This is a genomic window from Shewanella sp. ECSMB14102, assembly GCF_000813075.1.
Classification (GTDB): Bacteria; Pseudomonadota; Gammaproteobacteria; order Enterobacterales; family Shewanellaceae; genus Shewanella; species Shewanella indica.
This window is the reverse complement of the sequence record NZ_JWGX01000069.1, coordinates 1-18,643: the sequence shown is the minus strand read 5'-3', so window position 1 is coordinate 18,643 and position 18,643 is coordinate 1. Positions and strand designations below refer to the sequence as shown.

Here is an 18,643-nt window from a genome sequence, read left to right as displayed (position 1 = left end):
CTTTCAGTGAGATCGTCAAGCGATCTGTCTTAACTGATCGGCATTAGGCTGATGCCGGTTTTTTTATGATGATACCTGATTACTTGGACATGAATCCAATAGCGTTCTTGTAATCTTCATCAGTACAATCTGTACACATGCCACCAGGAGGCATAGCGTTCAAACCAGACTTAACGCTGTTAAGCAGGGTGTCGATACCTTTGGCCAGGCGAGGCTCCCAAGCAGCAGCATCGTGTGCTTTAGGTGCACCGGCAACACCCATGCTATGGCAGACTTGGCAGGCTTTATTGTAAACGGCCTCACCTTCTTGGGCTGACACGTTCGCAGACATAGTCAATGCAGCTACTGCGGTCATTGCTAACAGTTTTTTCATGTTCAATGTTCCTAATGCAAATACTTACAAAGCTCAACGCTGCCCTTGGTTTAAGCAGGCAGACTCATTTTAGCTCGCTAAGAGTACAACAAACTTCAATAAATCTCACCTTTTTGTGATTAAAATCGCAGCTTGTTCCGTAAAAAAGGACAAAGGTCGCGAATTCATTAATATATTAGTAACAGATAAAAAAGTTCCAAAAAATTCACTTTTATTGGAAGCACATCAAATTGCTGAAACTTAGTGCAAACCAGTGGTAAACCCCAGCCAGAGCATGTGTTAGTATCTCTTGTGTTTCCTTATCGCTTGTTATAGAGGGCTCAGTGGCAGAACCAAAACCTACATCACTGCTGTCGGCAAGCAGCCTCACTTGTATTCGAGAAGAGCGAATACTATTCGATGAACTCAGCTTCGATATCCATCCTGGCGATATTGTCCAGATTGAAGGTCCCAACGGTGCCGGTAAAACCAGCCTACTGCGGATCCTCGCTGGCCTGTCACGCCCATACGGAGGGGAAGTCCTGTTCCAGGGAGAAGCTATTACTCGTTGCCGCGATGAGTTCAATGAAAACCTGCTTTATCTGGGCCATCTCGCGGGCGTGAAAAGCGAATTAACCGCCGAGGAAAACCTTAACTTCAATTTAAGAATCAGTGGGTATGATGACTTTGATGCTCGGAAAATCCTTGCCAAAGTCAACCTGACCGGTTTTGAAGAAGCGCTTGCAGGCCACCTGTCTGCGGGCCAACACAGACGAACCGCACTCGCCAGGCTCTGGCATACCGCCTGTAAAATCTGGATTCTGGATGAGCCCTTTACCGCGATCGATAAGAAAGGGGTCGCTGAATTGGAACAACTCTATATTCGCCATGCCGACGCCGGTGGCTGTGTCATTCTGACGACCCACCAGGATATGGGCATCATTACAGATGAAAGGTTGCGGAAAATCCGCTTGGATTATCGCTTCGTATAAGGCTTAGCAGAGATGAACAGAGGCATTAGTTTTACCAAGGCATTTTTCACCCTGCTGAAACGGGATCTACAGATTGCCGTGCGTCATCGTGGTGATATTTTTAACCCACTGCTGTTTTTTATCATAGTGGTTACCCTGTTTCCGCTGGGTATAGGTCCTGAGCCGCAGGTGTTGACCCGGATTGCTCCCGGGATTATCTGGGTTGCGGCCTTGCTAGCAGCCATGTTGTCACTGGAACGTTTGTTCAAGGCAGACTTCAGTGACGGAAGTCTGGAGCAGATGTTGCTTAGCCCGCAGCCACTGGCGCTGTTGGTACTGGCCAAAGTGTTTGCTCACTGGTTACTGACTGGCGTACCTTTAATTATAATCGCACCGCTGTTGGCTGTGCTGCTGCATCTGGACGACAACAGTTATGGTGCTCTGATAGCCACCTTGATGCTGGGGACACCTGTGTTGAGTCTGCTTGGCGCCATAGGTGTAGCCCTGACAGTGGGCTTACGCAAAGGCGGCGTGCTGTTGAGTTTGTTGATCCTGCCACTGTATATACCAGTGTTGATCTTTGCGACCGGCGCGATCGACTTTGCAGCATCCAAACAACCCTATGATGGTCAGCTAGCGATTTTAGGCGCTATGCTGGTCGGTTCTTTAGTCTTGGCACCTTTTGCTATTGGTGCCTCATTGCGAGTGAGTACTAACTGAAATGTGGAAATGGTTACATCCCTACGCCGACCCTCAAAGGGCGTATCAACTGTCAGGAAAACTACTGCCTTGGTTTGCACTGCTTGCCCTGGCACTTATCGCAACCGGAACCGTGTGGGGCTTGGCATTTGCTCCCACTGATTACCAACAGGGTGACAGCTACCGTATTATCTTTATCCACGTACCGGCTGCATCCATGTCAATGGCTGCTTACATGGGCATGGCAACCGCGGCCTTCATTGGCCTGGTGTGGCAGATTAAGCTGGCCGATTGGGCAGCCGCCTCTATCGCACCAATTGGTGCTGTAGTGACCTTTATCGCTCTGTTTACTGGTGCCACTTGGGGTAAACCCATGTGGGGCACTTGGTGGGTTTGGGATGCACGCCTGACCTCTGAACTTGTGCTGTTGTTCCTATATTTAGGGGTTATCTCCCTCTATGCCTCATTCGAAGATAAGGTGCTGGCAGCCAGAGCCGCCGGCATTCTGGCCATAGTAGGGGTGATCAATATCCCTATCATTAAGTATTCGGTTGAATGGTGGAACTCACTACACCAGCCATCCACTATCCGAATCACCGAAAAGTCGACCATGTCCACCGACATGCTCTACCCTTTATTGATCAACATATTTGGGTTTGGTCTGATGATAGGTGCCATCACTCTGGTGCGTTTCCGTGCCGAAATTCTGGCCCGTAACGGAATGCGCCCCTGGGTTAGGGAACTGGCCAAGGCCGAAGGAGTCAAATAATGCAGTTTCAATCTTTAGCAGAGTTTTTCAACATGGGCGGCTATGCCTTCTATGTGTGGTTGGCCTACGGTGTCACTTTCGTGTCCCTTAGCCTGCTTATCCTGGTTAGTTCGATGAAGAAGCGTCGGGTACTGCAGGAAATAGCATCCAAAGTGCAACGTGAGGAACGCCTCGCTCAAAACCGGAGTAACAGATCGTGAACCCAAGACGCAAAAAAAGACTGGTATTGGCAGTGGCCTTGATTGCAGGTGTTGCAGCCGTGGCTTCTTTGCTGTTATATGCCCTCAACTCTAACCTTAACCTCTTCTATACTCCCACCGAGATAGTCAATGGTAAAAAGGACACAGGCATCAAGCCGGAAGTGGGCCAGCGGATCCGCGTGGGGGGCATGGTTACTGTAGGTTCCATGGTACGTGATCCTGAAAGTCTGCATGTTGAATTTGCCGTGCATGATGCCGCCGGCGGTGAAATCATAGTGACTTATGATGACCTGTTGCCGGATCTGTTCCGTGAGGGACAGGGGATTGTAGCCCAGGGTGTACTGGTTGAATCTGGCAAATTGGAAGCCTCTGAAGTGCTGGCAAAGCACGATGAAAACTATATGCCACCTGAAGTTGCTGAAGCCATGGGCCAGACCCATGAAAAGCTTGAGTACAACACGCAACAGGTAGGCGGCGCCAAGTAAACGCCCATAGATAAAAAAGCCTCTTCGGAGGCTTTTTTATTACTTGCAGAGTCAGAAATTTATGCCACGCTAAAATGCTACAAGCTGAATAGAAGGACTTGGCATGCGCGCATTGGTATTTCTGGGTTTACTGCTGTCACTGCCAATCGGTGCTGCCAATCTCTTGCTGATTGAGTCCTATCATGCCGAATATCCCTGGGACCAAAGCTATAAAGCCGGGATAATGTCCATCCTTGGCAATGAACACCAATTTGAGACTTTCGCTCTCGATACCAAGCGACTCCCCAAAGAACAGTTTGAAATCCAGGCCAATAAAGCCTGGCAAAGATACCTGGAACTTAAACCCGATTTGGTCTTTCTCGCCGATGACAATGCCTTGATGCTGCTACACGAACGCTTCAGCCAAACCCAAACCCCGGTAGTTTATTTAGGGATCAATGGCAATCCTCGTGATTATAGGATCAAACATACAGCTAACATTACCGGTGTGTTGGAGCGTCCTCTGTTCAAACGTTCCCTATTGATGGCACAGGCTATGTTACCCACCCCACCACCACATAAATTCTTACTGTTATTTGACTCGGGTTATACCTCGGACACAGCGGTCGCTTCCATCAAAAAGCTCAACCAAAATTTGATGATAGGCAACAACCAAATCGATATTGAACAACATCAAAAGTTCAGTAGTTGGCAGGCTTCTGTGTCAAGCGCCCGAGAGCGAGGCTATGATGCTGTGTTTGTGGCCCTGTATCAAATGCTGCAAGATGATAAGCAACAGATAGTAGATGAGCTACAGGTAGCACGTTGGACCCACGACAACGCCACTGTGCCTCATTTTGGTTTTTGGCATTTCAGTGTCGGCTCTGAAGGCAATATCGGAGGCTATATTCTGGATGGTTACAAGCATGGCTGCATAGCAGGAACCATAGCCAAACAGATCCTGGCGGGCATAAGACCGGCAACTATATTCCCAAAGATGGATACCAGCGGTGCTTATCTGTTCAGTGAAAGTGGTTTAACAAAATGGCAACTGAAACTACCGGAAAGGGTCAAACAGCAGGCTGAACTCGTAGATTGACCTTAGGCGACGAACAAAATAAAAAGCCCCGCTAACAAGCGGGGCTTTTTCAGAACTTACCTGAGATTACTCAGCAGCAGCTTCAACTTCTACAGCTTCAGCGGCTTCTGGGCGACCAACCAGCTCGATGTAAGCCATAGGGGCTTTATCACCGGCACGCAGACCGCACTTCAGGATACGGGTGTAACCACCAGGACGTTCCTGATAGCGTGGACCCAGTTCGTTAAACAGTTTACCTACGACTTCTTGGTCGCGAGTACGAGCAAACGCCAGACGACGGTTTGCTACGCTGTCACTTTTAGCAAGTGTTATCAGAGGCTCAACTACGCGACGCAGTTCTTTGGCCTTCACTACGGTTGTCTTGATGATTTCATGACGAACCAGTGAACTTGCCATGTTACGGAACATGGCTTGGCGGTGACTGCTGTTGCGGTTAAGTTGACGACCACTCTTACGATGGCGCATGACCTAATCCTTATAACCTAAATCTGTACAAAACCTGGGACTTACAGGTCGTCTGCCAAACTAGCCGGTGGCCAGTTTTCCAGACGCATACCTAGCGACAGTCCGCGAGATGCCAACACATCCTTGATCTCGGTAAGAGATTTCTTACCCAGGTTAGGCGTTTTGAGCAGCTCAACTTCAGTGCGTTGTACCAGATCTCCGATGTAATGAATCGCTTCGGCTTTCAAACAGTTAGCCGAACGTACAGTTAGCTCTAAATCGTCGACAGGACGCAACAGAATCGGATCGAACTCCGGTTTCTCTTCTTTCTGCTCTGGCTCAGTCACATCACGTAGTTCAACGAAGGCATCCAGCTGTTCAGCCAAGATGGTCGCAGAACGACGGATAGCTTCTTCAGGATCGATAGTACCATTAGTGGTCATATCGATGATCAGCTTGTCCAAGTCAGTACGCTGTTCCACACGAGCCGCCTCAACATTATAAGCAATGCGAGCAACTGGCGAGAATGAAGCATCGACCAGCAGACGACCGATTGGGCGATCATCGTCTTCGGTTTGTGCACGGGCAGAAGCCGGTACATAACCACGACCACGCTCAACGCGGATACGCATACTGATGTCATTGTTACCGGTCAAGTGACAGATAACATGATCCGGGTTCACGATTGTGACATCGCCGTCGTGGGTGATGTCGGCTGCGGTAACAGGGCCTGCGCCGGACTTGCTCAGAGTGAGCATAGCCTCGTCTTTACCCTCGATCATAACTGCCAGCCCTTTCAGGTTCAGCAATATTTCAAGGATATCTTCTTGTACGCCTTCCTTACTGCTGTATTCATGCAGTACGCCGTCGATCTCGACTTCGGTAACCGCGCAGCCGGGCATAGACGACAATAGGATGCGACGCAACGCGTTACCCAAAGTATGACCAAAACCACGCTCGAGTGGCTCCAGAGTCACCTTGGCACGAGTTGGGTTAACCTGCTCGATATCAACGAGACGCGGTTTAAGAAATTCTGTAACAGAACCCTGCATTGTGTCCTCTCTTGTTTGTTAGCCTTACTTAGAGTAAAGCTCGACGATCAGCTGTTCGTTAATTTCCGCAGACAAATCGCTACGTTCTGGCAGACGCTTGAAAGCACCTTCCATTTTTGCGCTGTCGACTTCAACCCATGTAGGCTTCTCGCGTTGAGCAGCCACTTCCAGAGCAGCCTTGATACGGGCTTGCTTCTGTGACTTCTCGCGAATGCTTACAACATCATTCGCAGACACTTTGAATGACGGAATGTTAACAACACGACCGTTGACCATAATTGACTTATGGCTAACCAGCTGACGTGCTTCTGCACGAGTCGCACCGAAGCCCATACGATAAACTACGTTATCCAGACGGGTTTCCAAAAGTTGCAGCAGGTTTTCACCTGTGTTGCCTTTCAGACGTGCAGCCTCTTTGTAGTAGTTACGGAACTGCTTTTCCAGTACACCGTAAATACGACGAACTTTTTGTTTCTCGCGTAACTGCAAGCCGTAATCAGACAAACGTGGCTTACGAGCGCCATGCTGTCCAGGTGCAGCTTCCAGCTTACACTTCGAATCGATTGCTCTCACACCGCTTTTCAGGAAAAGGTCAGTACCTTCCCGGCGGCTGAGCTTGAGCTTGGGACCCAAGTATCTTGCCATGATCTTTCTCCAACTATCCTAACGAAACTGCCAATTACACGCGGCGTTTTTTAGGAGGACGACAACCGTTATGAGGGATCGGCGTCACATCAGTGATGTTGGTAATTTTGTAACCAACAGCGTTCAGCGCACGAATGGCTGACTCACGACCTGGACCTGGACCCTTCACGAAAACTTCAAGGTTTTTAACACCATAATCCTGAGCGGCAGTACCTGCGCGCTCAGCTGCCACCTGCGCAGCAAATGGAGTAGATTTACGTGAACCACGGAAACCTGAACCACCTGCAGTCGCCCATGACAGAGCGTTACCTTGACGATCTGTGATAGTAACAATTGTATTGTTGAAAGACGCATGGATATGAGCCATGCCATCAGCAACCTGTTTACGTACGCGCTTACGCGGAGAACGTGACGGAACTTTAGCCATTGTCTACCTTCCCGTTACTTCTTGATTGGTTTACGTGGACCTTTGCGAGTACGCGCATTGGTCTTAGTACGTTGCCCACGGAGAGGCAGGCTACGGCGATGGCGGAGGCCACGATAACAACCAAGGTCCATAAGACGCTTGATGTTCATTGAAACCTCGCGGCGTAAGTCACCTTCTACTGAGTATTTGGCAACTTCTTCGCGTAGAGTATCGATTTGAGCTTCGCTCAATTCCTTGATCTTAGCGTCTTCGGCGATGGAAGTAGCCGCGCAGATAGCTTTAGCGCGAGTACGACCGATACCGTAGATAGCAGTCAGTGCAATGACTGTGTGCTTTTGATCAGGAATGTTAATGCCAGCGATACGGGCCACTATGCACTCCTTAAGTTAAAGGCCATCTGTGAAAAGCCCGAAAGGATACTCGACAGATGACTAGTTTGCAAACAATATTTTTGGCCAGCCCAGTTAAGAGCTGGCCAAGATTTTTTAGCCTTGACGCTGTTTGTGTTTTGGTTCAACACAGATAACGCGTACAACGCCACTACGCTTGACGATCTTGCAGTTACGGCAGATCTTCTTCACGGAAGCTCGAACTTTCATTTCATCACTCCGTAAAGCTATCTTATCGACCAAAGCGATCGAGATTCGCTTTGTTCACCAGATTAGCTTTCTTCATCACAGACTCATATTGATGAGACATCATATGGGTCTGAACCTGAGCCATGAAGTCCATGATCACAACTACCATAATCAGTAGTGAAGTACCGCCAAAATAGAACTGTACTTTCCATGCGATTAACATGAACTCCGGAATTAAACAGATAAAGGTAATATACAACGCGCCTGCCAGAGTCAAACGGGTCATCACTTTATCAATGTAACGCGAAGTCTGTTCGCCGGGACGGATCCCGGGAATGAACGCACCACTCTTCTTCAGGTTATCTGCTGTCTCACGAGGGTTAAACACCAACGCAGTATAGAAGAAACAGAAGAAAATAATTGCTGCTGCATACAACAGAGAGTACAGCGGCTGTCCAGGAGAAACTGCGAGGGAAACCTCAGTCAGCCATTCCATAGACGGATTCTGACCAAACCACTGAGCCAGTGTGCCTGGGAACAGAATAATGCTGGACGCAAAGATTGGCGGAATTACGCCGGCCATATTAACCTTCAGCGGCAAGTGAGTCGACTGCGCTGCAAACACCTTACGGCCCTGCTGACGCTTGGCATAGTTAACGACGATACGACGCTGACCACGCTCCACAAATACCACGAAATAGGTTACGGCAAACACGATCACCGCAATCAACAACAATACTAATACGTTCAAGTCGCCTTGACGCGCTTGCTCGGCCGTTTGACCGATAGCAGAAGGCAGACCGGCTACGATACCTGCGAAAATCAGGATCGAGATACCGTTACCTATACCGCGCTCGGTAATTTGCTCGCCAAGCCACATCAGGAACATGGTTCCTGTGACTAAACTGACGACTGCAACAAAATAGAATCCGAAACCGGGATCGACCACCAGGCCGGTCACCAAATTTGGCAACCCTGTTGCAATACCGATCGACTGGAATGTACCCAGCACCAGCGTACCCCATCTTGTGTACTGACTGATTTTTTTACGTCCTGACTCACCTTCCTTTTTCAGTTCAGCGAGTGCAGGATGCACAACAGTCAGCAACTGCATGATGATCGAAGCCGAAATGTACGGCATGATCCCCAATGCAAAAATAGAGGCGCGCTCAAGGGCGCCACCCGAGAACATGTTAAACATGCCCAGGATGGTTCCCTTTTGCTGAGCAAACAGCTCTGCCAATACAGCAGCGTCAATACCAGGAATTGGCACAAATGAACCGGCACGAAACACGATAATTGCGCCAATCACGAACAGGAGGCGAGCTTTCAATTCGGAAAGTCCACCTTTCGCGCTTTTTAAATCAAGTCCTGGTTTTGCCATCGACGTATTATTCCTCGATCTTACCGCCGGCAGCTTCGATAGCTGCACGTGCACCTTTGGTTACCTTCAGACCTTTTACGGTCACTGGGCGCTCAATGGTACCTGAAAGAACGATTTTCGCAAACTGGATGTTGCGAGTTATTACGTTCGCATCTTTCAGTGCGTTCAGGTCGATAACGTCACCATTAACTTTTGCCAGTTCGCTCAAGCGAACTTCAGCAGTTACCATAGCGATACGCGAGGTAAAGCCAAACTTAGGCAGACGGATCTTAAGTGGCATTTGACCACCCTCGAAGCCAGGACGTACACCGCCACCGCTACGAGATTTTTGACCCTTGTGACCGCGACCAGCGGTCTTACCCAAGCCAGAACCAATACCACGGCCTACACGCTTAGGTGCAGACTTAGCGCCTGCAGCTGGAGATAAAGTATTCAGACGCATTGATTAGTCCTCCACCTTTACCATGTAGTAGACCTTATTGATCATACCGCGAACAGCAGGAGTATCTTCCAGCTCTACGGTGTGACCAATACGACGCAGACCAAGACCAGTCAGAGTGGCCTTGTGCTTAGGCAGACGCCCGATAGCACTTTTGGTCTGGGTTACTTTGATAGTTTTAGTAGCCATGGTGCATTACCCCCGAATTTCGTCAACATTCAGGCCACGCTTGGCTGCTATCTGCGCTGGTGACTTCATATGTACCAGTGCGTCAACAGTTGCACGAACGATGTTGATCGGGTTAGTAGAACCGTATGCTTTCGACAGTACGTTGTGAACGCCTGCTACTTCCAATACGGCACGCATTGCGCCACCGGCGATAATACCGGTACCCTCTGAAGCAGGTTGCATGTAAACACGTGAACCAGAGTGACGACCCTTCACCGGATGGTGCAGAGTGCCTTCGTTCAGGTTTACAGTAACCATGTTGCGACGGGCTTTTTCCATTGCTTTTTGAATAGCAGCTGGAACTTCACGCGCTTTACCATAGCCGTAGCCGATCTTACCGTTACCATCACCCACTACAGTCAGAGCGGTGAAGCTAAAGATACGACCACCTTTAACTACTTTAGAAACACGATTAACTGCAATCAGCTTTTCTTGCAGATCGTCTTTTTGCTGAGCTTCTAATTTAGCCATTGTTTTACCCCTTAGAACTGGAGGCCAGCTTCACGAGCGGCTTCTGCCAGAGCAGCAACACGACCGTGATACTTGAACCCAGAACGATCGAAAGCAACAACAGTTACGCCTTTTTCGATCGCGCGCTCAGCAATAGCTTTACCTACTGCCTTGGCCGCATCTACGTTACCGGTGTACTTCAGTTGTTCCTTTACTGCTTTCTCAGCAGTAGAGGCAACAGCCAGCACCTGAGCTTCAGGGTTGATTACCTGAGCGTAAATGTGACGCGGTGTACGATGTACAACCAGACGGTTGACGCCCAGCTCTTGGATCTTCTTGCGAGCGCGAGTGGCGCGGCGCAAGCGAGATGTTTTCTTATCCATATCGCGTTACCTACTTCTTCTTAGCCTCTTTACGGCGTACTTGTTCGTCATCATAGCGAACACCCTTGCCCTTATAAGGCTCTGGTGGACGATAGCCACGAATTTCAGCCGCAACCTGACCAACCAGCTCTTTATCGATACTTTTCAGTACGATGTCTGTTTGGCTTGGGCATTCAGCTGTAACGCCTTCTGGCAATTGATGAACCAGAGGGTGAGAGAAACCCAAGGTCAGGTCCAGAGCGCTGCCGCTAACTTTGGCACGGTAACCCACACCAACCAGCTTCAGCTTCTTTTCGAAACCCTGAGAAACACCAACAACCATGTTGTTGATCAGTGCGCGAGCAGTACCTGCCTGTGCCCAAGCGTTAACAACGCCTTCAACAGGAGAGAACTTGATTTCTGCACCTTCAACAACAACGTTAACTGCGCTGTTGATTACTCGAGTCAGACTACCTTTACCGCCTTTAACGGTAATAGTTTGGTCGTTTAAAGTCACCTCTACGCCGGCTGGAATAGATACTGGTGCTTTTGCTACACGAGACATTCCTAGCTCCTTACGCTACGTAGCAGATAACCTCACCACCCATGCCTGCAAGGCGGGCGGCACGATCAGTCATCAGGCCTTTAGAAGTGGACACAATTGCGACACCCAGTCCGCCCATAACCTTTGGCAGCTCGTCTTTACCTTTGTAAATACGAAGACCAGGACGGCTTACGCGCTGGATAGTCTCAACAACAGGTTGGCCCTGGAAATACTTCAGAGTGATTTCCAGTTCAGGCTTAGCGCCTTCTTCTGCTACGGCGTAGTCAGTGATGTAACCTTCATCTTTCAGCAGCTTTGCGATAGCAACTTTCAGTTTGGCAGAAGGCATCTTCACAGATACTTTGTTAGCAGCTTGGCCGTTACGAATACGGGTCAACATATCCGCAATAGGATCTTGCATGCTCATATTAGCTTACTCCGTGACAAGTGCTTACCAGCTGGCCTTACGCAGACCAGGAACTTCACCACGCATGGTTGCTTCACGCAGCTTAATACGGCTCAGGCCGAATTTGCGCAGGAAACCATGAGGGCGGCCAGTTTGATTACAGCGATTGCGTTGACGCGATGCGCTTGAATCACGTGGTAGAGCTTGCAGCTTAAGAACCGCATCCCAACGAGCTTCGTCAGAAGACTCTGGGCTGCTGATGATAACCTTAAGAGCTGCACGCTTTTCAGCATACTTGGCCACGAGCTTTGCACGTTTTGCTTCACGTGCCTTCATTGACAATTTTGCCATTTCGCTACCCCTTATTTCTTGAATGGGAAGTTGAAAGCATCAAGCAAAGCGCGACCTTCTTCGTCAGTATTCGCAGAGGTAGTGATAACAATATCCATACCACGAATCTTATCGACTTTATCGTAGTCGATTTCTGGGAAGATGATCTGCTCGCGCACGCCCATCGCGTAGTTACCACGGCCGTCGAACGACTTAGCGCTCAGACCACGGAAGTCACGGATACGAGGGATTGCGATGTCAACCAAACGCTCAAAGAATTCCCACATGCGCTCACCGCGCAGGGTTACTTTACAGCCAATAGGGTAGCCTTCACGGATTTTAAAACCAGCAACTGACTTACGAGCTACAGTCACAACTGGTTTTTGGCCAGCAATAGCAGTCATATCACGGACAGCATTTTCCATGATTTTCTTGTCAGCTACGGCTTCGCCAACACCCATATTCAGGGTGATTTTCTCAATCCGAGGGACTTGCATGACACTGGTATAACCGAACTTTTTAGTTAGTTCAGCAACAACAGTCTCTTTGTATCTATCATGCAGTTTCGCCATCGTTTACTCCAGTTACTTAACGAGTTCACTGTTCGATTTGAAGAAACGGACTTTTTTACCGTCTTCGAATCGGAAACCAACACGATCCGCCTTGCCAGTGACAGGGTTAAAGATCGCAACATTAGATGCTTGAATCGGTGCTTCTTTCTCAACGATACCACCAGTCACACCCAGTTGAGGGTTAGGCTTCTGGTGTTTCTTAACGAGATTGATGCCTTCAACAATTAACTTACCGGTAGTAAGTACACGAGTAACCTTACCGCGCTTACCCTTATCCTTACCGGCCAGTACAATTACTTCGTCTTCACGACGGATTTTTGCTGCCATTTTGAAGCTCCTTACAGTACTTCTGGTGCCAGCGACACAATCTTCATGAATTGCTCAGTACGCAGTTCACGTGTCACAGGTCCAAAGATACGAGTACCAATCGGGGCAAGGTTTGCGTTAAGCAATACCGCTGCATTCCGATCGAAGCGAATGACAGAACCGTCTGGACGACGTACGCCTTTCTTAGTACGGACTACCACCGCGTTATACACATCACCTTTCTTCGCTTTAGCGCGAGGAATGGCTTCTTTAACAGAAACCTTGATGATGTCGCCGATACCGGCATAACGACGATGAGAGCCACCCAAGACCTTAATACACTGAACTCTGCGCGCGCCGCTGTTACATGCGACATCGAGAGTCGATTGCATTTGGATCATTTTAAGTGCTCCGCTATCGTTACTACACAATCCCCACCATGGGGCTAAATAAACACCATTTTTGCCGTTCAAATCGGTCAAAAATGGCGCGCAAGTATAACACCATAAATAGAGGATGGATAGTATTAAAAAACAAACGGCCCCAAAAAGGAGCCGTTTACCAGTTTACCTAATAAAAATTAGGCCTTGCTTACTACTTCAACCAGAGTCCAAGACTTAGTCTTAGACAGAGGGCGACATTCGCGAATAGACACGAAATCACCTTCTTTACACTGGTTTTGTTCGTCATGTGCATGGATCTTAGTAGTACGTTTGATGTACTTACCGTAGATTGGGTGCTTAACTTGACGCTCAACAGCTACAGTGATGGACTTGTCCATCTTGTCGCTGATGACTTTACCCTGCAAAGTACGGATTTTCTCAGACATTATGCACCTGCCTTAGAAGTAATAATGGTCTTAACGCGCGCAATGTTACGGCGCACTTGCTTCAGCTGGTGAGTTTGTGCCAGCTGACCAGTGGCGTGTTGCATACGCAGGTTAAACTGCTCACGCAGCAGACCAAGCAGTTCAGCGTTCAATTCCTCAACGCTCTTTTCTCTCAGTTCGCTCGCTTTCATTACATCACCGTCTTAGTTACGAAGGTAGTCTTGATAGGCAGTTTAGCAGCGGCCAGTGCGAAAGCTTCGCGAGCCAGCTCTTCTGAAACGCCATTCATTTCATAGAGTACCTTGCCTGGTTGAATCTGACATACCCAGTATTCAACGTTACCTTTACCTTTACCCATACGCACTTCAAGAGGCTTAGAGGTAATTGGCTTGTCAGGAAAAACCCGAATCCAGATTTGACCTTGACGCTTAATGTGACGTGTCATGGCACGACGTGCAGATTCGATCTGACGGGCAGTTAAACGGCCGCGGCCAACTGCTTTCAGACCAAATGTACCGAAGCTAACTTCAGTACCGTTCGCCAGACCGCGGTTGCGGCCTTTGAACATTTTGCGAAACTTCATACGTTTAGGTTGCAGCATTGCCGGCTCTCCTATTTACCACGAGGCTTGCGCTTAGGTTGCTGCTTCGGCTCTTCGATCTGAGGCACGATACCGTCCAGGACTTCACCTTTGAAGACCCAAACTTTAATGCCGATCACACCGTATTGAGTGTGACTTTCAGAGGTTGAATAGTCGATGTCAGCACGCAGTGTATGCAGAGGCACACGGCCTTCGCGATACCACTCGGTGCGCGCAATCTCAGCGCCGCCTAAACGGCCACTAACTTCAACTTTGATACCTTTAGCGCCCAGACGCATAGCGTTCTGTACCGCACGCTTCATAGCGCGACGGAACATAACACGACGCTCCAGCTGTTGAGCGATAGAATCAGCTACCAGCTTGGCGTCCAGCTCAGGCTTACGGATCTCAGCGATGTTAATTTGCGCAGGAGTGCCAGTAATTTTGGCAACTTCAGCACGCAGAACCTCAACGTCTTCACCTTTCTTACCGATCACAACACCTGGACGGGCAGTGTGAATAGTAACGCGGATGCTTTTCGCTGGGCGTTCGATAACGATCTTAGATACTGATGCGGCTTTCAGCTTCTCTTCGAGAAACTTACGCACTTCCCAGTCGCCGTGCAGATTAGCAGCGTAGTCTGCTTTATCAGCGTACCAGGTAGAGACCCAAGGCTTAGTGATACCCAGACGGATACCATTAGGATGTACTTTCTGTCCCATTGCTCTCTCCTAGCGATCTGATACAACCACAGTAATGTGGCTGGTACGCTTCATGATACGGTCGGCGCGGCCTTTAGCACGTGGCATGATGCGCTTCATAGTTGGACCTTCATCGACGAAGACTTTTCCAACTTTCAGTTCATCAATGTCAGCACCTTCGTTATGCTCAGCATTGGCAATGGCTGAATCCAGTACTTTTTTGACCAGTACGGCGGCTTTCTTGGGGCTGAAGGTCAGGATCTCGAGGGCCTTGGAAACAGGCAAACCACGGATCTGATCAGCTACCAAACGAGCCTTTTGAGGCGACGTACGGGCAAAACGATGTTTAGCTAAAACTTCCATCTCATTCCTCCCGTATTAACGCTTCTTCGCTTTCTTATCAGCAGCATGGCCGCGATAAGTGCGAGTTGGTGAGAATTCACCAAGTTTGTGGCCGATCATTTCGTCAGTTACGAACACAGGAACGTGCTGACGACCATTATGGACAGCGATGGTCAAACCAATCATGTTTGGAATGATCATTGAGCGACGTGACCAAGTCTTAATAGGCTTTTTGTCACCTGCTTCCACCGCTTTCTCTACCTTCTTCAGCAAGTGCAGGTCAATGAATGGACCTTTCTTGAGAGAACGTGGCATGGCGAATCCTCTTACTATTTATTACGACGACGTACGATGTACTTGTCAGTGCGCTTGTTACTACGGGTCTTGTAACCCTTAGTTGGCACACCCCATGGAGTCACTGGGTGACGACCACCAGAAGAACGGCCTTCACCACCACCATGTGGGTGGTCTACTGGGTTCATTGCAACACCACGAACTGTTGGGCGTACGCCTCTCCAGCGTTTGGCACCGGCTTTACCCAGTTGACGCAGCATGTGCTCGGCGTTACCAACTTCACCCAGAGTCGCGCGGCAATCAACTGGCACTTTGCGCATTTCGCCAGAGCGAAGACGCAGAGTGGCATAAGCGCCATCACGAGCTACAACTTGTACATAAGCACCGGCAGAACGTGCAATCTGAGCACCTTTGCCAGGTTTCATTTCAACAGCGTGAACTACGCTACCCACTGGGATGTTACGCAGCGGCAGGGCGTTACCTGTCTTGATTTCAGCTTCTACGCCAGAAACGATTTTGTCACCAGCCTGCATGCCTTTGGCAGCGAGGATGTAGCGACGTTCACCGTCTGCGTACAGTACCAGCGCGATGTGCGCAGTACGGTTTGGATCGTATTCCAGACGCTCAATCTTCGCTGGGATACCATCTTTATCACGTTTGAAGTCAATCAGACGGTAGTGTTGCTTATGACCACCACCAACGTGACGAACAGTGATACGACCAGTGTTGTTACGGCCGCCACTCTTAGATTTTTTCGCCAACAGGCCAGCAAAAGGTTTACCCTTGTGCAGGTCAGAGTTAACCACTTTAACGACGTGGCGACGACCTGGAGAGGTTGGCTTACACTTAATAACTGCCATGAGTAATCTCCTTACGCTTCAGCGCCGACGAAATCGATGTCAGCACCCTCAGCCAGAGTAACATAGGCTTTTTTCCAATCGCTGCGACGACCAACACGGGCACCGTGACGCTTGGTTTTGCCTTTGTTCACCAGAGTGCGAACTGAATCAACTTCAACTTCAAACAGTTTTTCAACTGCAGCTTTGATCTCAGCTTTAGTGGCGTCGATAGCTACACGGAAAACTACAGTGTTGTTCTTCTCAGCAACCACAGTGCTCTTTTCAGAGATGTGAGGCGCCAGAATAACTTTCAGTAAACGTTCTTCGCGGATCATGCCAGCATCTCCTCGATTTGCTTAACAGCATCAGCAGTTACCAGCACTTTGTCGAACGCGATCAGGCTTACTGGGTCAATACCAGCAACATCACGAACATCAACCTTGTACAGGTTGCGAGCTGCCAAGAACAGATTCTCGTCAACTTCGGAAGTCACAATCAATACGTCTTCCAGACCCATGTCTTTCAGCTTGGCCTTCAGCTCTTTAGTTTTAGGAGCTTCAACAGCAAACTTTTCAACAACGATCAGACGTTCTTGACGTACCAGCTCGGACAGGATGCTCTTCAGAGCGCCGCGGTACATTTTCTTGTTGACTTTCTGGCTGTGATCTTGGGTTTTAGCAGCGAAAGTTACGCCACCGCCACGCCAGATTGGACCCTTGACACCACCCGCACGAGCGCGGCCAGTACCTTTTTGGCGCCATGGCTTCTTGCCAGAGCCAGTCACTTCAGCGCGAGTTTTCTGAGCACGAGTGCCCTGACGCGCGTTTGCAGCGTAAGCTACAACTACCTGATGAACCAGTGCTTCATTAAAGTCACGGCCGAAGGTAGTTTCGGAAACTTCAAGAGCGCTTTGCGCGTCTTTCAATACCAATTCCATTACTATCTCCTCAGACCTTAGGCTTTAACGGCAGGCTTGATGATCAGGTCGCCATTGGTAGCGCCTGGAACAGCACCTTTAACCAGCAGCAGGTTACGCTCAGCATCTACACGTACTACGTCCAGATTTTGAGTGGTAACACGCTCAGCACCCATGTGGCCTGACATTTTTTTGCCTTTGAATACGCGACCTGGCGTCTGGTTCTGACCGATAGAACCGTTAGCACGGTGCGCCAATGAGTTACCGTGAGTCATATCCTGGGTACGGAAGTTCCAGCGCTTAACGCCGCCTTGGAAACCTTTACCTTTTGATTGACCGGTAACATCTACTTTCGCTACGTCAGCGAAGATATCTACGTTCAGCTCAGCACCAACTTCAATGCCTTCGCCTTCACCGTCTGCCAGACGCATTTCCCACAAACCACGGCCGGCGTCAACGCCCGCTTTGGCAAAGTGACCTGCTTCTGGCTTAGTGATGCGGTTGGCTTTTTTGGCACCAGTAGTAACTTGAAGTGCACGGTAGCCGTCGTTTTCCAGAGTTTTCACCTGAGTAACGCGGTTTGCATTTACTTCAATTACAGTAACAGGGATAGACACGCCATCTTCGGTGAAGATGCGGGTCATACCCACTTTACGACCAATAAGACCGATAGCCATCTCTCAAACCTCTTCTAAGGATCTCAATTAACCCAAGCTAATCTGTACGTCGACACCAGCCGCAAGATCCAGACGCATCAGCGCGTCGACTGTCTTCTCAGTTGGCTCTACGATGTCAACCAAACGCTTGTGAGTACGGATTTCGTATTGGTCACGAGCATCTTTATTAACGTGCGGAGAGATCAAAACGGTATAACGCTCTTTGCGCGTAGGCAGTGGGATAGGACCACGTACCTGGGCGCCAGTACGCTTAGCAGTTTCAACGATTTCCGCGGTAGACTGATCAATCAAACGATGATCAAATCCTTTCAAGCGGATACGGATTCTTTGGTTCTGCATTGACCAGAGCTCCTAAAATGGACACATAAAAAATCACCCTCTAGCCATTTCCTTTCTTGGAAAGACAGAGCGAGATGATTTAACCGTTCGACTCCCAATCGGAGTCGCTGTATTTGTGTTTAGCCCCGAGGGCTAAATCAACTTTTGTCGCTTACTCAAGTTAAGCGAGGAGGCTATTATACTCATCCAGTTACGGATTACAAGCCTACTGTCGGAATTATCAACAGCATTAACGCCGTCAAAAAGTGGCGCAAATTATACTGACTTCAACGCTCATTGCCAACCATTTTTGAACGACTGACAAACGGCCAATAAAAAGGCGACCTCAAGGTCGCCTTTTTATGATAGCTGAGATCCGCAATTAAGCGATGATCTTGGCTACAACACCAGCACCAACTGTACGGC

The 18,643-nt window shown here is 49.1% G+C and carries 35 protein-coding genes; 6 read left to right on the top strand and 29 right to left on the bottom strand.

Going from position 1 to position 18,643, the window contains the following annotated elements:
• Positions 1-79 precede the first annotated feature (79 nt).
• Entirely contained in the window at positions 80-373 is a 294-nt protein-coding gene (locus RC73_RS18710) for a c-type cytochrome (RefSeq protein ID WP_039036052.1), read from the bottom strand.
• 323 nt (positions 374-696) lie between these two features.
• On the opposite strand from RC73_RS18710, the gene ccmA reads away from it, so the two are divergent.
• The 6 genes from ccmA (at position 697) to RC73_RS18680 (ending at position 4,554) form a co-directional block, all read left to right on the top strand.
• On the top strand, positions 697-1,344 hold the full coding sequence (gene ccmA / locus RC73_RS18705) for a cytochrome c biogenesis heme-transporting ATPase CcmA (RefSeq protein WP_039036051.1): 648 nt from the start codon (positions 697-699) through the stop codon (positions 1,342-1,344).
• 12 nt (positions 1,345-1,356) lie between these two features.
• Positions 1,357-2,043: a heme exporter protein CcmB gene (gene ccmB / locus RC73_RS18700; protein WP_025011984.1), complete on the top strand. Its 687-nt coding sequence runs from the start codon at positions 1,357-1,359 to the stop codon at positions 2,041-2,043.
• Position 2,044: 1 nt separating this feature from the next.
• On the top strand, positions 2,045-2,791 hold the full coding sequence (locus RC73_RS18695) for a heme ABC transporter permease (protein WP_025011983.1): 747 nt from the start codon (positions 2,045-2,047) through the stop codon (positions 2,789-2,791).
• Entirely contained in the window at positions 2,791-2,991 is a 201-nt protein-coding gene (gene ccmD / locus RC73_RS18690; protein ID WP_025011982.1) for a heme exporter protein CcmD, read from the top strand. Before RC73_RS18695 ends, ccmD begins: the two co-directional genes overlap by 1 nt.
• The gene (gene ccmE, locus RC73_RS18685) at positions 2,988-3,476 is read left to right on the top strand and encodes a cytochrome c maturation protein CcmE (RefSeq protein WP_039036050.1); all 489 of its coding nucleotides are present in this window, start codon (positions 2,988-2,990) and stop codon (positions 3,474-3,476) included. The genes ccmD and ccmE overlap by 4 nt, the downstream gene beginning before the upstream one ends.
• 103 nt (positions 3,477-3,579) lie before the next feature.
• A complete protein-coding gene (locus RC73_RS18680) occupies positions 3,580-4,554 on the top strand; it encodes an ABC transporter substrate-binding protein (protein ID WP_052248292.1) in 975 nt (324 codons plus the stop codon).
• Positions 4,555-4,620: 66 nt separating this feature from the next.
• Here RC73_RS18680 and rplQ read toward each other — a convergent pair whose 3' ends face one another.
• The 28 genes from rplQ to rpsJ form a co-directional block, all read right to left on the bottom strand.
• Entirely contained in the window at positions 4,621-5,019 is a 399-nt protein-coding gene (gene rplQ / locus RC73_RS18675) for a 50S ribosomal protein L17 (RefSeq protein WP_028781249.1), read from the bottom strand.
• Positions 5,020-5,060: 41 nt separating this feature from the next.
• The gene (locus RC73_RS18670) at positions 5,061-6,050 is read right to left on the bottom strand and encodes a DNA-directed RNA polymerase subunit alpha (protein ID WP_039036048.1); all 990 of its coding nucleotides are present in this window, start codon (positions 6,048-6,050) and stop codon (positions 5,061-5,063) included.
• 24 nt (positions 6,051-6,074) lie between these two features.
• Positions 6,075-6,695, bottom strand: coding sequence for a 30S ribosomal protein S4 (gene rpsD / locus RC73_RS18665; RefSeq protein ID WP_025011979.1), 621 nt, complete (start codon positions 6,693-6,695; stop codon positions 6,075-6,077).
• Positions 6,696-6,729: 34 nt separating this feature from the next.
• The gene (gene rpsK / locus RC73_RS18660; protein WP_025011978.1) at positions 6,730-7,122 is read right to left on the bottom strand and encodes a 30S ribosomal protein S11; all 393 of its coding nucleotides are present in this window, start codon (positions 7,120-7,122) and stop codon (positions 6,730-6,732) included.
• Between the two features lie 14 nt (positions 7,123-7,136).
• Complete coding sequence (gene rpsM, locus RC73_RS18655) at positions 7,137-7,493, bottom strand: 30S ribosomal protein S13 (RefSeq protein WP_039036047.1); 357 nt, start codon at positions 7,491-7,493, stop codon at positions 7,137-7,139.
• 114 nt (positions 7,494-7,607) lie between these two features.
• Positions 7,608-7,721 (bottom strand): 50S ribosomal protein L36, encoded by a 114-nt coding sequence (gene rpmJ / locus RC73_RS20255; RefSeq protein ID WP_006083579.1) that lies wholly within the window; start codon positions 7,719-7,721, stop codon positions 7,608-7,610.
• Positions 7,722-7,743: 22 nt separating this feature from the next.
• Positions 7,744-9,084 (bottom strand): preprotein translocase subunit SecY, encoded by a 1,341-nt coding sequence (secY, locus tag RC73_RS18650; protein ID WP_039036046.1) that lies wholly within the window; start codon positions 9,082-9,084, stop codon positions 7,744-7,746.
• A 7-nt stretch (positions 9,085-9,091) separates the two neighbouring features.
• Positions 9,092-9,526 (bottom strand): 50S ribosomal protein L15, encoded by a 435-nt coding sequence (gene rplO / locus RC73_RS18645; RefSeq protein WP_039036045.1) that lies wholly within the window; start codon positions 9,524-9,526, stop codon positions 9,092-9,094.
• 3 nt (positions 9,527-9,529) lie between these two features.
• Positions 9,530-9,712 (bottom strand): 50S ribosomal protein L30, encoded by a 183-nt coding sequence (rpmD, locus tag RC73_RS18640; protein ID WP_025011974.1) that lies wholly within the window; start codon positions 9,710-9,712, stop codon positions 9,530-9,532.
• Positions 9,713-9,718: 6 nt separating this feature from the next.
• Entirely contained in the window at positions 9,719-10,222 is a 504-nt protein-coding gene (rpsE, locus tag RC73_RS18635; protein ID WP_025011973.1) for a 30S ribosomal protein S5, read from the bottom strand.
• A gap of 11 nt (positions 10,223-10,233) precedes the next feature.
• A complete protein-coding gene (gene rplR, locus RC73_RS18630; RefSeq protein ID WP_025889969.1) occupies positions 10,234-10,584 on the bottom strand; it encodes a 50S ribosomal protein L18 in 351 nt (116 codons plus the stop codon).
• A 10-nt stretch (positions 10,585-10,594) separates the two neighbouring features.
• Positions 10,595-11,128: a 50S ribosomal protein L6 gene (rplF, locus tag RC73_RS18625; protein WP_039036044.1), complete on the bottom strand. Its 534-nt coding sequence runs from the start codon at positions 11,126-11,128 to the stop codon at positions 10,595-10,597.
• A 10-nt stretch (positions 11,129-11,138) separates the two neighbouring features.
• Positions 11,139-11,534 (bottom strand): 30S ribosomal protein S8, encoded by a 396-nt coding sequence (rpsH, locus tag RC73_RS18620; protein WP_025011970.1) that lies wholly within the window; start codon positions 11,532-11,534, stop codon positions 11,139-11,141.
• Between the two features lie 24 nt (positions 11,535-11,558).
• On the bottom strand, positions 11,559-11,864 hold the full coding sequence (gene rpsN, locus RC73_RS18615; RefSeq protein ID WP_039036043.1) for a 30S ribosomal protein S14: 306 nt from the start codon (positions 11,862-11,864) through the stop codon (positions 11,559-11,561).
• 11 nt (positions 11,865-11,875) lie between these two features.
• The gene (gene rplE / locus RC73_RS18610; protein ID WP_025011968.1) at positions 11,876-12,415 is read right to left on the bottom strand and encodes a 50S ribosomal protein L5; all 540 of its coding nucleotides are present in this window, start codon (positions 12,413-12,415) and stop codon (positions 11,876-11,878) included.
• Between the two features lie 12 nt (positions 12,416-12,427).
• The gene (gene rplX / locus RC73_RS18605; protein WP_025011967.1) at positions 12,428-12,742 is read right to left on the bottom strand and encodes a 50S ribosomal protein L24; all 315 of its coding nucleotides are present in this window, start codon (positions 12,740-12,742) and stop codon (positions 12,428-12,430) included.
• A gap of 11 nt (positions 12,743-12,753) precedes the next feature.
• Positions 12,754-13,122, bottom strand: coding sequence for a 50S ribosomal protein L14 (gene rplN / locus RC73_RS18600; protein WP_011494644.1), 369 nt, complete (start codon positions 13,120-13,122; stop codon positions 12,754-12,756).
• Positions 13,123-13,301: 179 nt separating this feature from the next.
• Positions 13,302-13,550: a 30S ribosomal protein S17 gene (rpsQ, locus tag RC73_RS18595; protein ID WP_025011966.1), complete on the bottom strand. Its 249-nt coding sequence runs from the start codon at positions 13,548-13,550 to the stop codon at positions 13,302-13,304.
• Entirely contained in the window at positions 13,550-13,741 is a 192-nt protein-coding gene (gene rpmC, locus RC73_RS18590; protein WP_011758342.1) for a 50S ribosomal protein L29, read from the bottom strand. The genes rpsQ and rpmC overlap by 1 nt, the downstream gene beginning before the upstream one ends.
• Entirely contained in the window at positions 13,741-14,151 is a 411-nt protein-coding gene (rplP, locus tag RC73_RS18585) for a 50S ribosomal protein L16 (RefSeq protein WP_039036042.1), read from the bottom strand. Before rplP ends, rpmC begins: the two co-directional genes overlap by 1 nt.
• Positions 14,152-14,162: 11 nt before the next feature.
• Complete coding sequence (rpsC, locus tag RC73_RS18580) at positions 14,163-14,852, bottom strand: 30S ribosomal protein S3 (RefSeq protein WP_039036041.1); 690 nt, start codon at positions 14,850-14,852, stop codon at positions 14,163-14,165.
• Positions 14,853-14,861: 9 nt separating this feature from the next.
• Complete coding sequence (rplV, locus tag RC73_RS18575; protein ID WP_039036040.1) at positions 14,862-15,194, bottom strand: 50S ribosomal protein L22; 333 nt, start codon at positions 15,192-15,194, stop codon at positions 14,862-14,864.
• A gap of 15 nt (positions 15,195-15,209) precedes the next feature.
• Entirely contained in the window at positions 15,210-15,488 is a 279-nt protein-coding gene (gene rpsS / locus RC73_RS18570) for a 30S ribosomal protein S19 (RefSeq protein WP_025011962.1), read from the bottom strand.
• A gap of 14 nt (positions 15,489-15,502) precedes the next feature.
• Positions 15,503-16,327: a 50S ribosomal protein L2 gene (gene rplB, locus RC73_RS18565; RefSeq protein ID WP_039036039.1), complete on the bottom strand. Its 825-nt coding sequence runs from the start codon at positions 16,325-16,327 to the stop codon at positions 15,503-15,505.
• Positions 16,328-16,338: 11 nt separating this feature from the next.
• Positions 16,339-16,641, bottom strand: coding sequence for a 50S ribosomal protein L23 (rplW, locus tag RC73_RS18560; RefSeq protein ID WP_039036038.1), 303 nt, complete (start codon positions 16,639-16,641; stop codon positions 16,339-16,341).
• Entirely contained in the window at positions 16,638-17,243 is a 606-nt protein-coding gene (rplD, locus tag RC73_RS18555) for a 50S ribosomal protein L4 (RefSeq protein ID WP_025011959.1), read from the bottom strand. Before rplD ends, rplW begins: the two co-directional genes overlap by 4 nt.
• A 17-nt stretch (positions 17,244-17,260) precedes the next feature.
• Positions 17,261-17,899 carry a 50S ribosomal protein L3 gene (rplC, locus tag RC73_RS18550; protein WP_025889970.1) on the bottom strand — a complete coding sequence of 213 codons (639 nt, stop codon included), beginning with the start codon at positions 17,897-17,899 and terminating at the stop codon, positions 17,261-17,263.
• A gap of 27 nt (positions 17,900-17,926) precedes the next feature.
• On the bottom strand, positions 17,927-18,238 hold the full coding sequence (gene rpsJ / locus RC73_RS18545; protein ID WP_011635639.1) for a 30S ribosomal protein S10: 312 nt from the start codon (positions 18,236-18,238) through the stop codon (positions 17,927-17,929).
• Positions 18,239-18,643: the final 405 nt, after the last annotated feature.

Bases quoted from the DNA above. Each gene is read 5' to 3' on its own strand.
- RC73_RS18710 (WP_039036052.1), bottom strand. From the start codon at position 373: ATGAAAAAACTGTTAGCAATGACCGCAGTAGCTGCATTGACTATGTCT.
- ccmB (WP_025011984.1), top strand. From the start codon at position 1,357: ATGAACAGAGGCATTAGTTTTACCAAGGCATTTTTCACCCTGCTGAAA.
- RC73_RS18695 (WP_025011983.1), top strand. From the start codon at position 2,045: ATGTGGAAATGGTTACATCCCTACGCCGACCCTCAAAGGGCGTATCAA.
- ccmD (WP_025011982.1), top strand. From the start codon at position 2,791: ATGCAGTTTCAATCTTTAGCAGAGTTTTTCAACATGGGCGGCTATGCC.
- RC73_RS18680 (WP_052248292.1), top strand. From the start codon at position 3,580: ATGCGCGCATTGGTATTTCTGGGTTTACTGCTGTCACTGCCAATCGGT.
- rplQ (WP_028781249.1), bottom strand. From the start codon at position 5,019: ATGCGCCATCGTAAGAGTGGTCGTCAACTTAACCGCAACAGCAGTCAC.
- RC73_RS18670 (WP_039036048.1), bottom strand. From the start codon at position 6,050: ATGCAGGGTTCTGTTACAGAATTTCTTAAACCGCGTCTCGTTGATATC.
- rpsD (WP_025011979.1), bottom strand. From the start codon at position 6,695: ATGGCAAGATACTTGGGTCCCAAGCTCAAGCTCAGCCGCCGGGAAGGT.
- rpsK (WP_025011978.1), bottom strand. From the start codon at position 7,122: ATGGCTAAAGTTCCGTCACGTTCTCCGCGTAAGCGCGTACGTAAACAG.
- rpmJ (WP_006083579.1), bottom strand. From the start codon at position 7,721: ATGAAAGTTCGAGCTTCCGTGAAGAAGATCTGCCGTAACTGCAAGATC.
- secY (WP_039036046.1), bottom strand. From the start codon at position 9,084: ATGGCAAAACCAGGACTTGATTTAAAAAGCGCGAAAGGTGGACTTTCC.
- rplO (WP_039036045.1), bottom strand. From the start codon at position 9,526: ATGCGTCTGAATACTTTATCTCCAGCTGCAGGCGCTAAGTCTGCACCT.
- rpmD (WP_025011974.1), bottom strand. From the start codon at position 9,712: ATGGCTACTAAAACTATCAAAGTAACCCAGACCAAAAGTGCTATCGGG.
- rpsE (WP_025011973.1), bottom strand. From the start codon at position 10,222: ATGGCTAAATTAGAAGCTCAGCAAAAAGACGATCTGCAAGAAAAGCTG.
- rplR (WP_025889969.1), bottom strand. From the start codon at position 10,584: ATGGATAAGAAAACATCTCGCTTGCGCCGCGCCACTCGCGCTCGCAAG.
- rplF (WP_039036044.1), bottom strand. From the start codon at position 11,128: ATGTCTCGTGTAGCAAAAGCACCAGTATCTATTCCAGCCGGCGTAGAG.
- rpsH (WP_025011970.1), bottom strand. From the start codon at position 11,534: ATGAGCATGCAAGATCCTATTGCGGATATGTTGACCCGTATTCGTAAC.
- rpsN (WP_039036043.1), bottom strand. From the start codon at position 11,864: ATGGCAAAATTGTCAATGAAGGCACGTGAAGCAAAACGTGCAAAGCTC.
- rplE (WP_025011968.1), bottom strand. From the start codon at position 12,415: ATGGCGAAACTGCATGATAGATACAAAGAGACTGTTGTTGCTGAACTA.
- rplX (WP_025011967.1), bottom strand. From the start codon at position 12,742: ATGGCAGCAAAAATCCGTCGTGAAGACGAAGTAATTGTACTGGCCGGT.
- rplN (WP_011494644.1), bottom strand. From the start codon at position 13,122: ATGATCCAAATGCAATCGACTCTCGATGTCGCATGTAACAGCGGCGCG.
- rpsQ (WP_025011966.1), bottom strand. From the start codon at position 13,550: ATGTCTGAGAAAATCCGTACTTTGCAGGGTAAAGTCATCAGCGACAAG.
- rpmC (WP_011758342.1), bottom strand. From the start codon at position 13,741: ATGAAAGCGAGCGAACTGAGAGAAAAGAGCGTTGAGGAATTGAACGCT.
- rplP (WP_039036042.1), bottom strand. From the start codon at position 14,151: ATGCTGCAACCTAAACGTATGAAGTTTCGCAAAATGTTCAAAGGCCGC.
- rpsC (WP_039036041.1), bottom strand. From the start codon at position 14,852: ATGGGACAGAAAGTACATCCTAATGGTATCCGTCTGGGTATCACTAAG.
- rplV (WP_039036040.1), bottom strand. From the start codon at position 15,194: ATGGAAGTTTTAGCTAAACATCGTTTTGCCCGTACGTCGCCTCAAAAG.
- rpsS (WP_025011962.1), bottom strand. From the start codon at position 15,488: ATGCCACGTTCTCTCAAGAAAGGTCCATTCATTGACCTGCACTTGCTG.
- rplB (WP_039036039.1), bottom strand. From the start codon at position 16,327: ATGGCAGTTATTAAGTGTAAGCCAACCTCTCCAGGTCGTCGCCACGTC.
- rplW (WP_039036038.1), bottom strand. From the start codon at position 16,641: ATGATCCGCGAAGAACGTTTACTGAAAGTTATTCTGGCGCCTCACATC.
- rplD (WP_025011959.1), bottom strand. From the start codon at position 17,243: ATGGAATTGGTATTGAAAGACGCGCAAAGCGCTCTTGAAGTTTCCGAA.
- rplC (WP_025889970.1), bottom strand. From the start codon at position 17,899: ATGGCTATCGGTCTTATTGGTCGTAAAGTGGGTATGACCCGCATCTTC.
- rpsJ (WP_011635639.1), bottom strand. From the start codon at position 18,238: ATGCAGAACCAAAGAATCCGTATCCGCTTGAAAGGATTTGATCATCGT.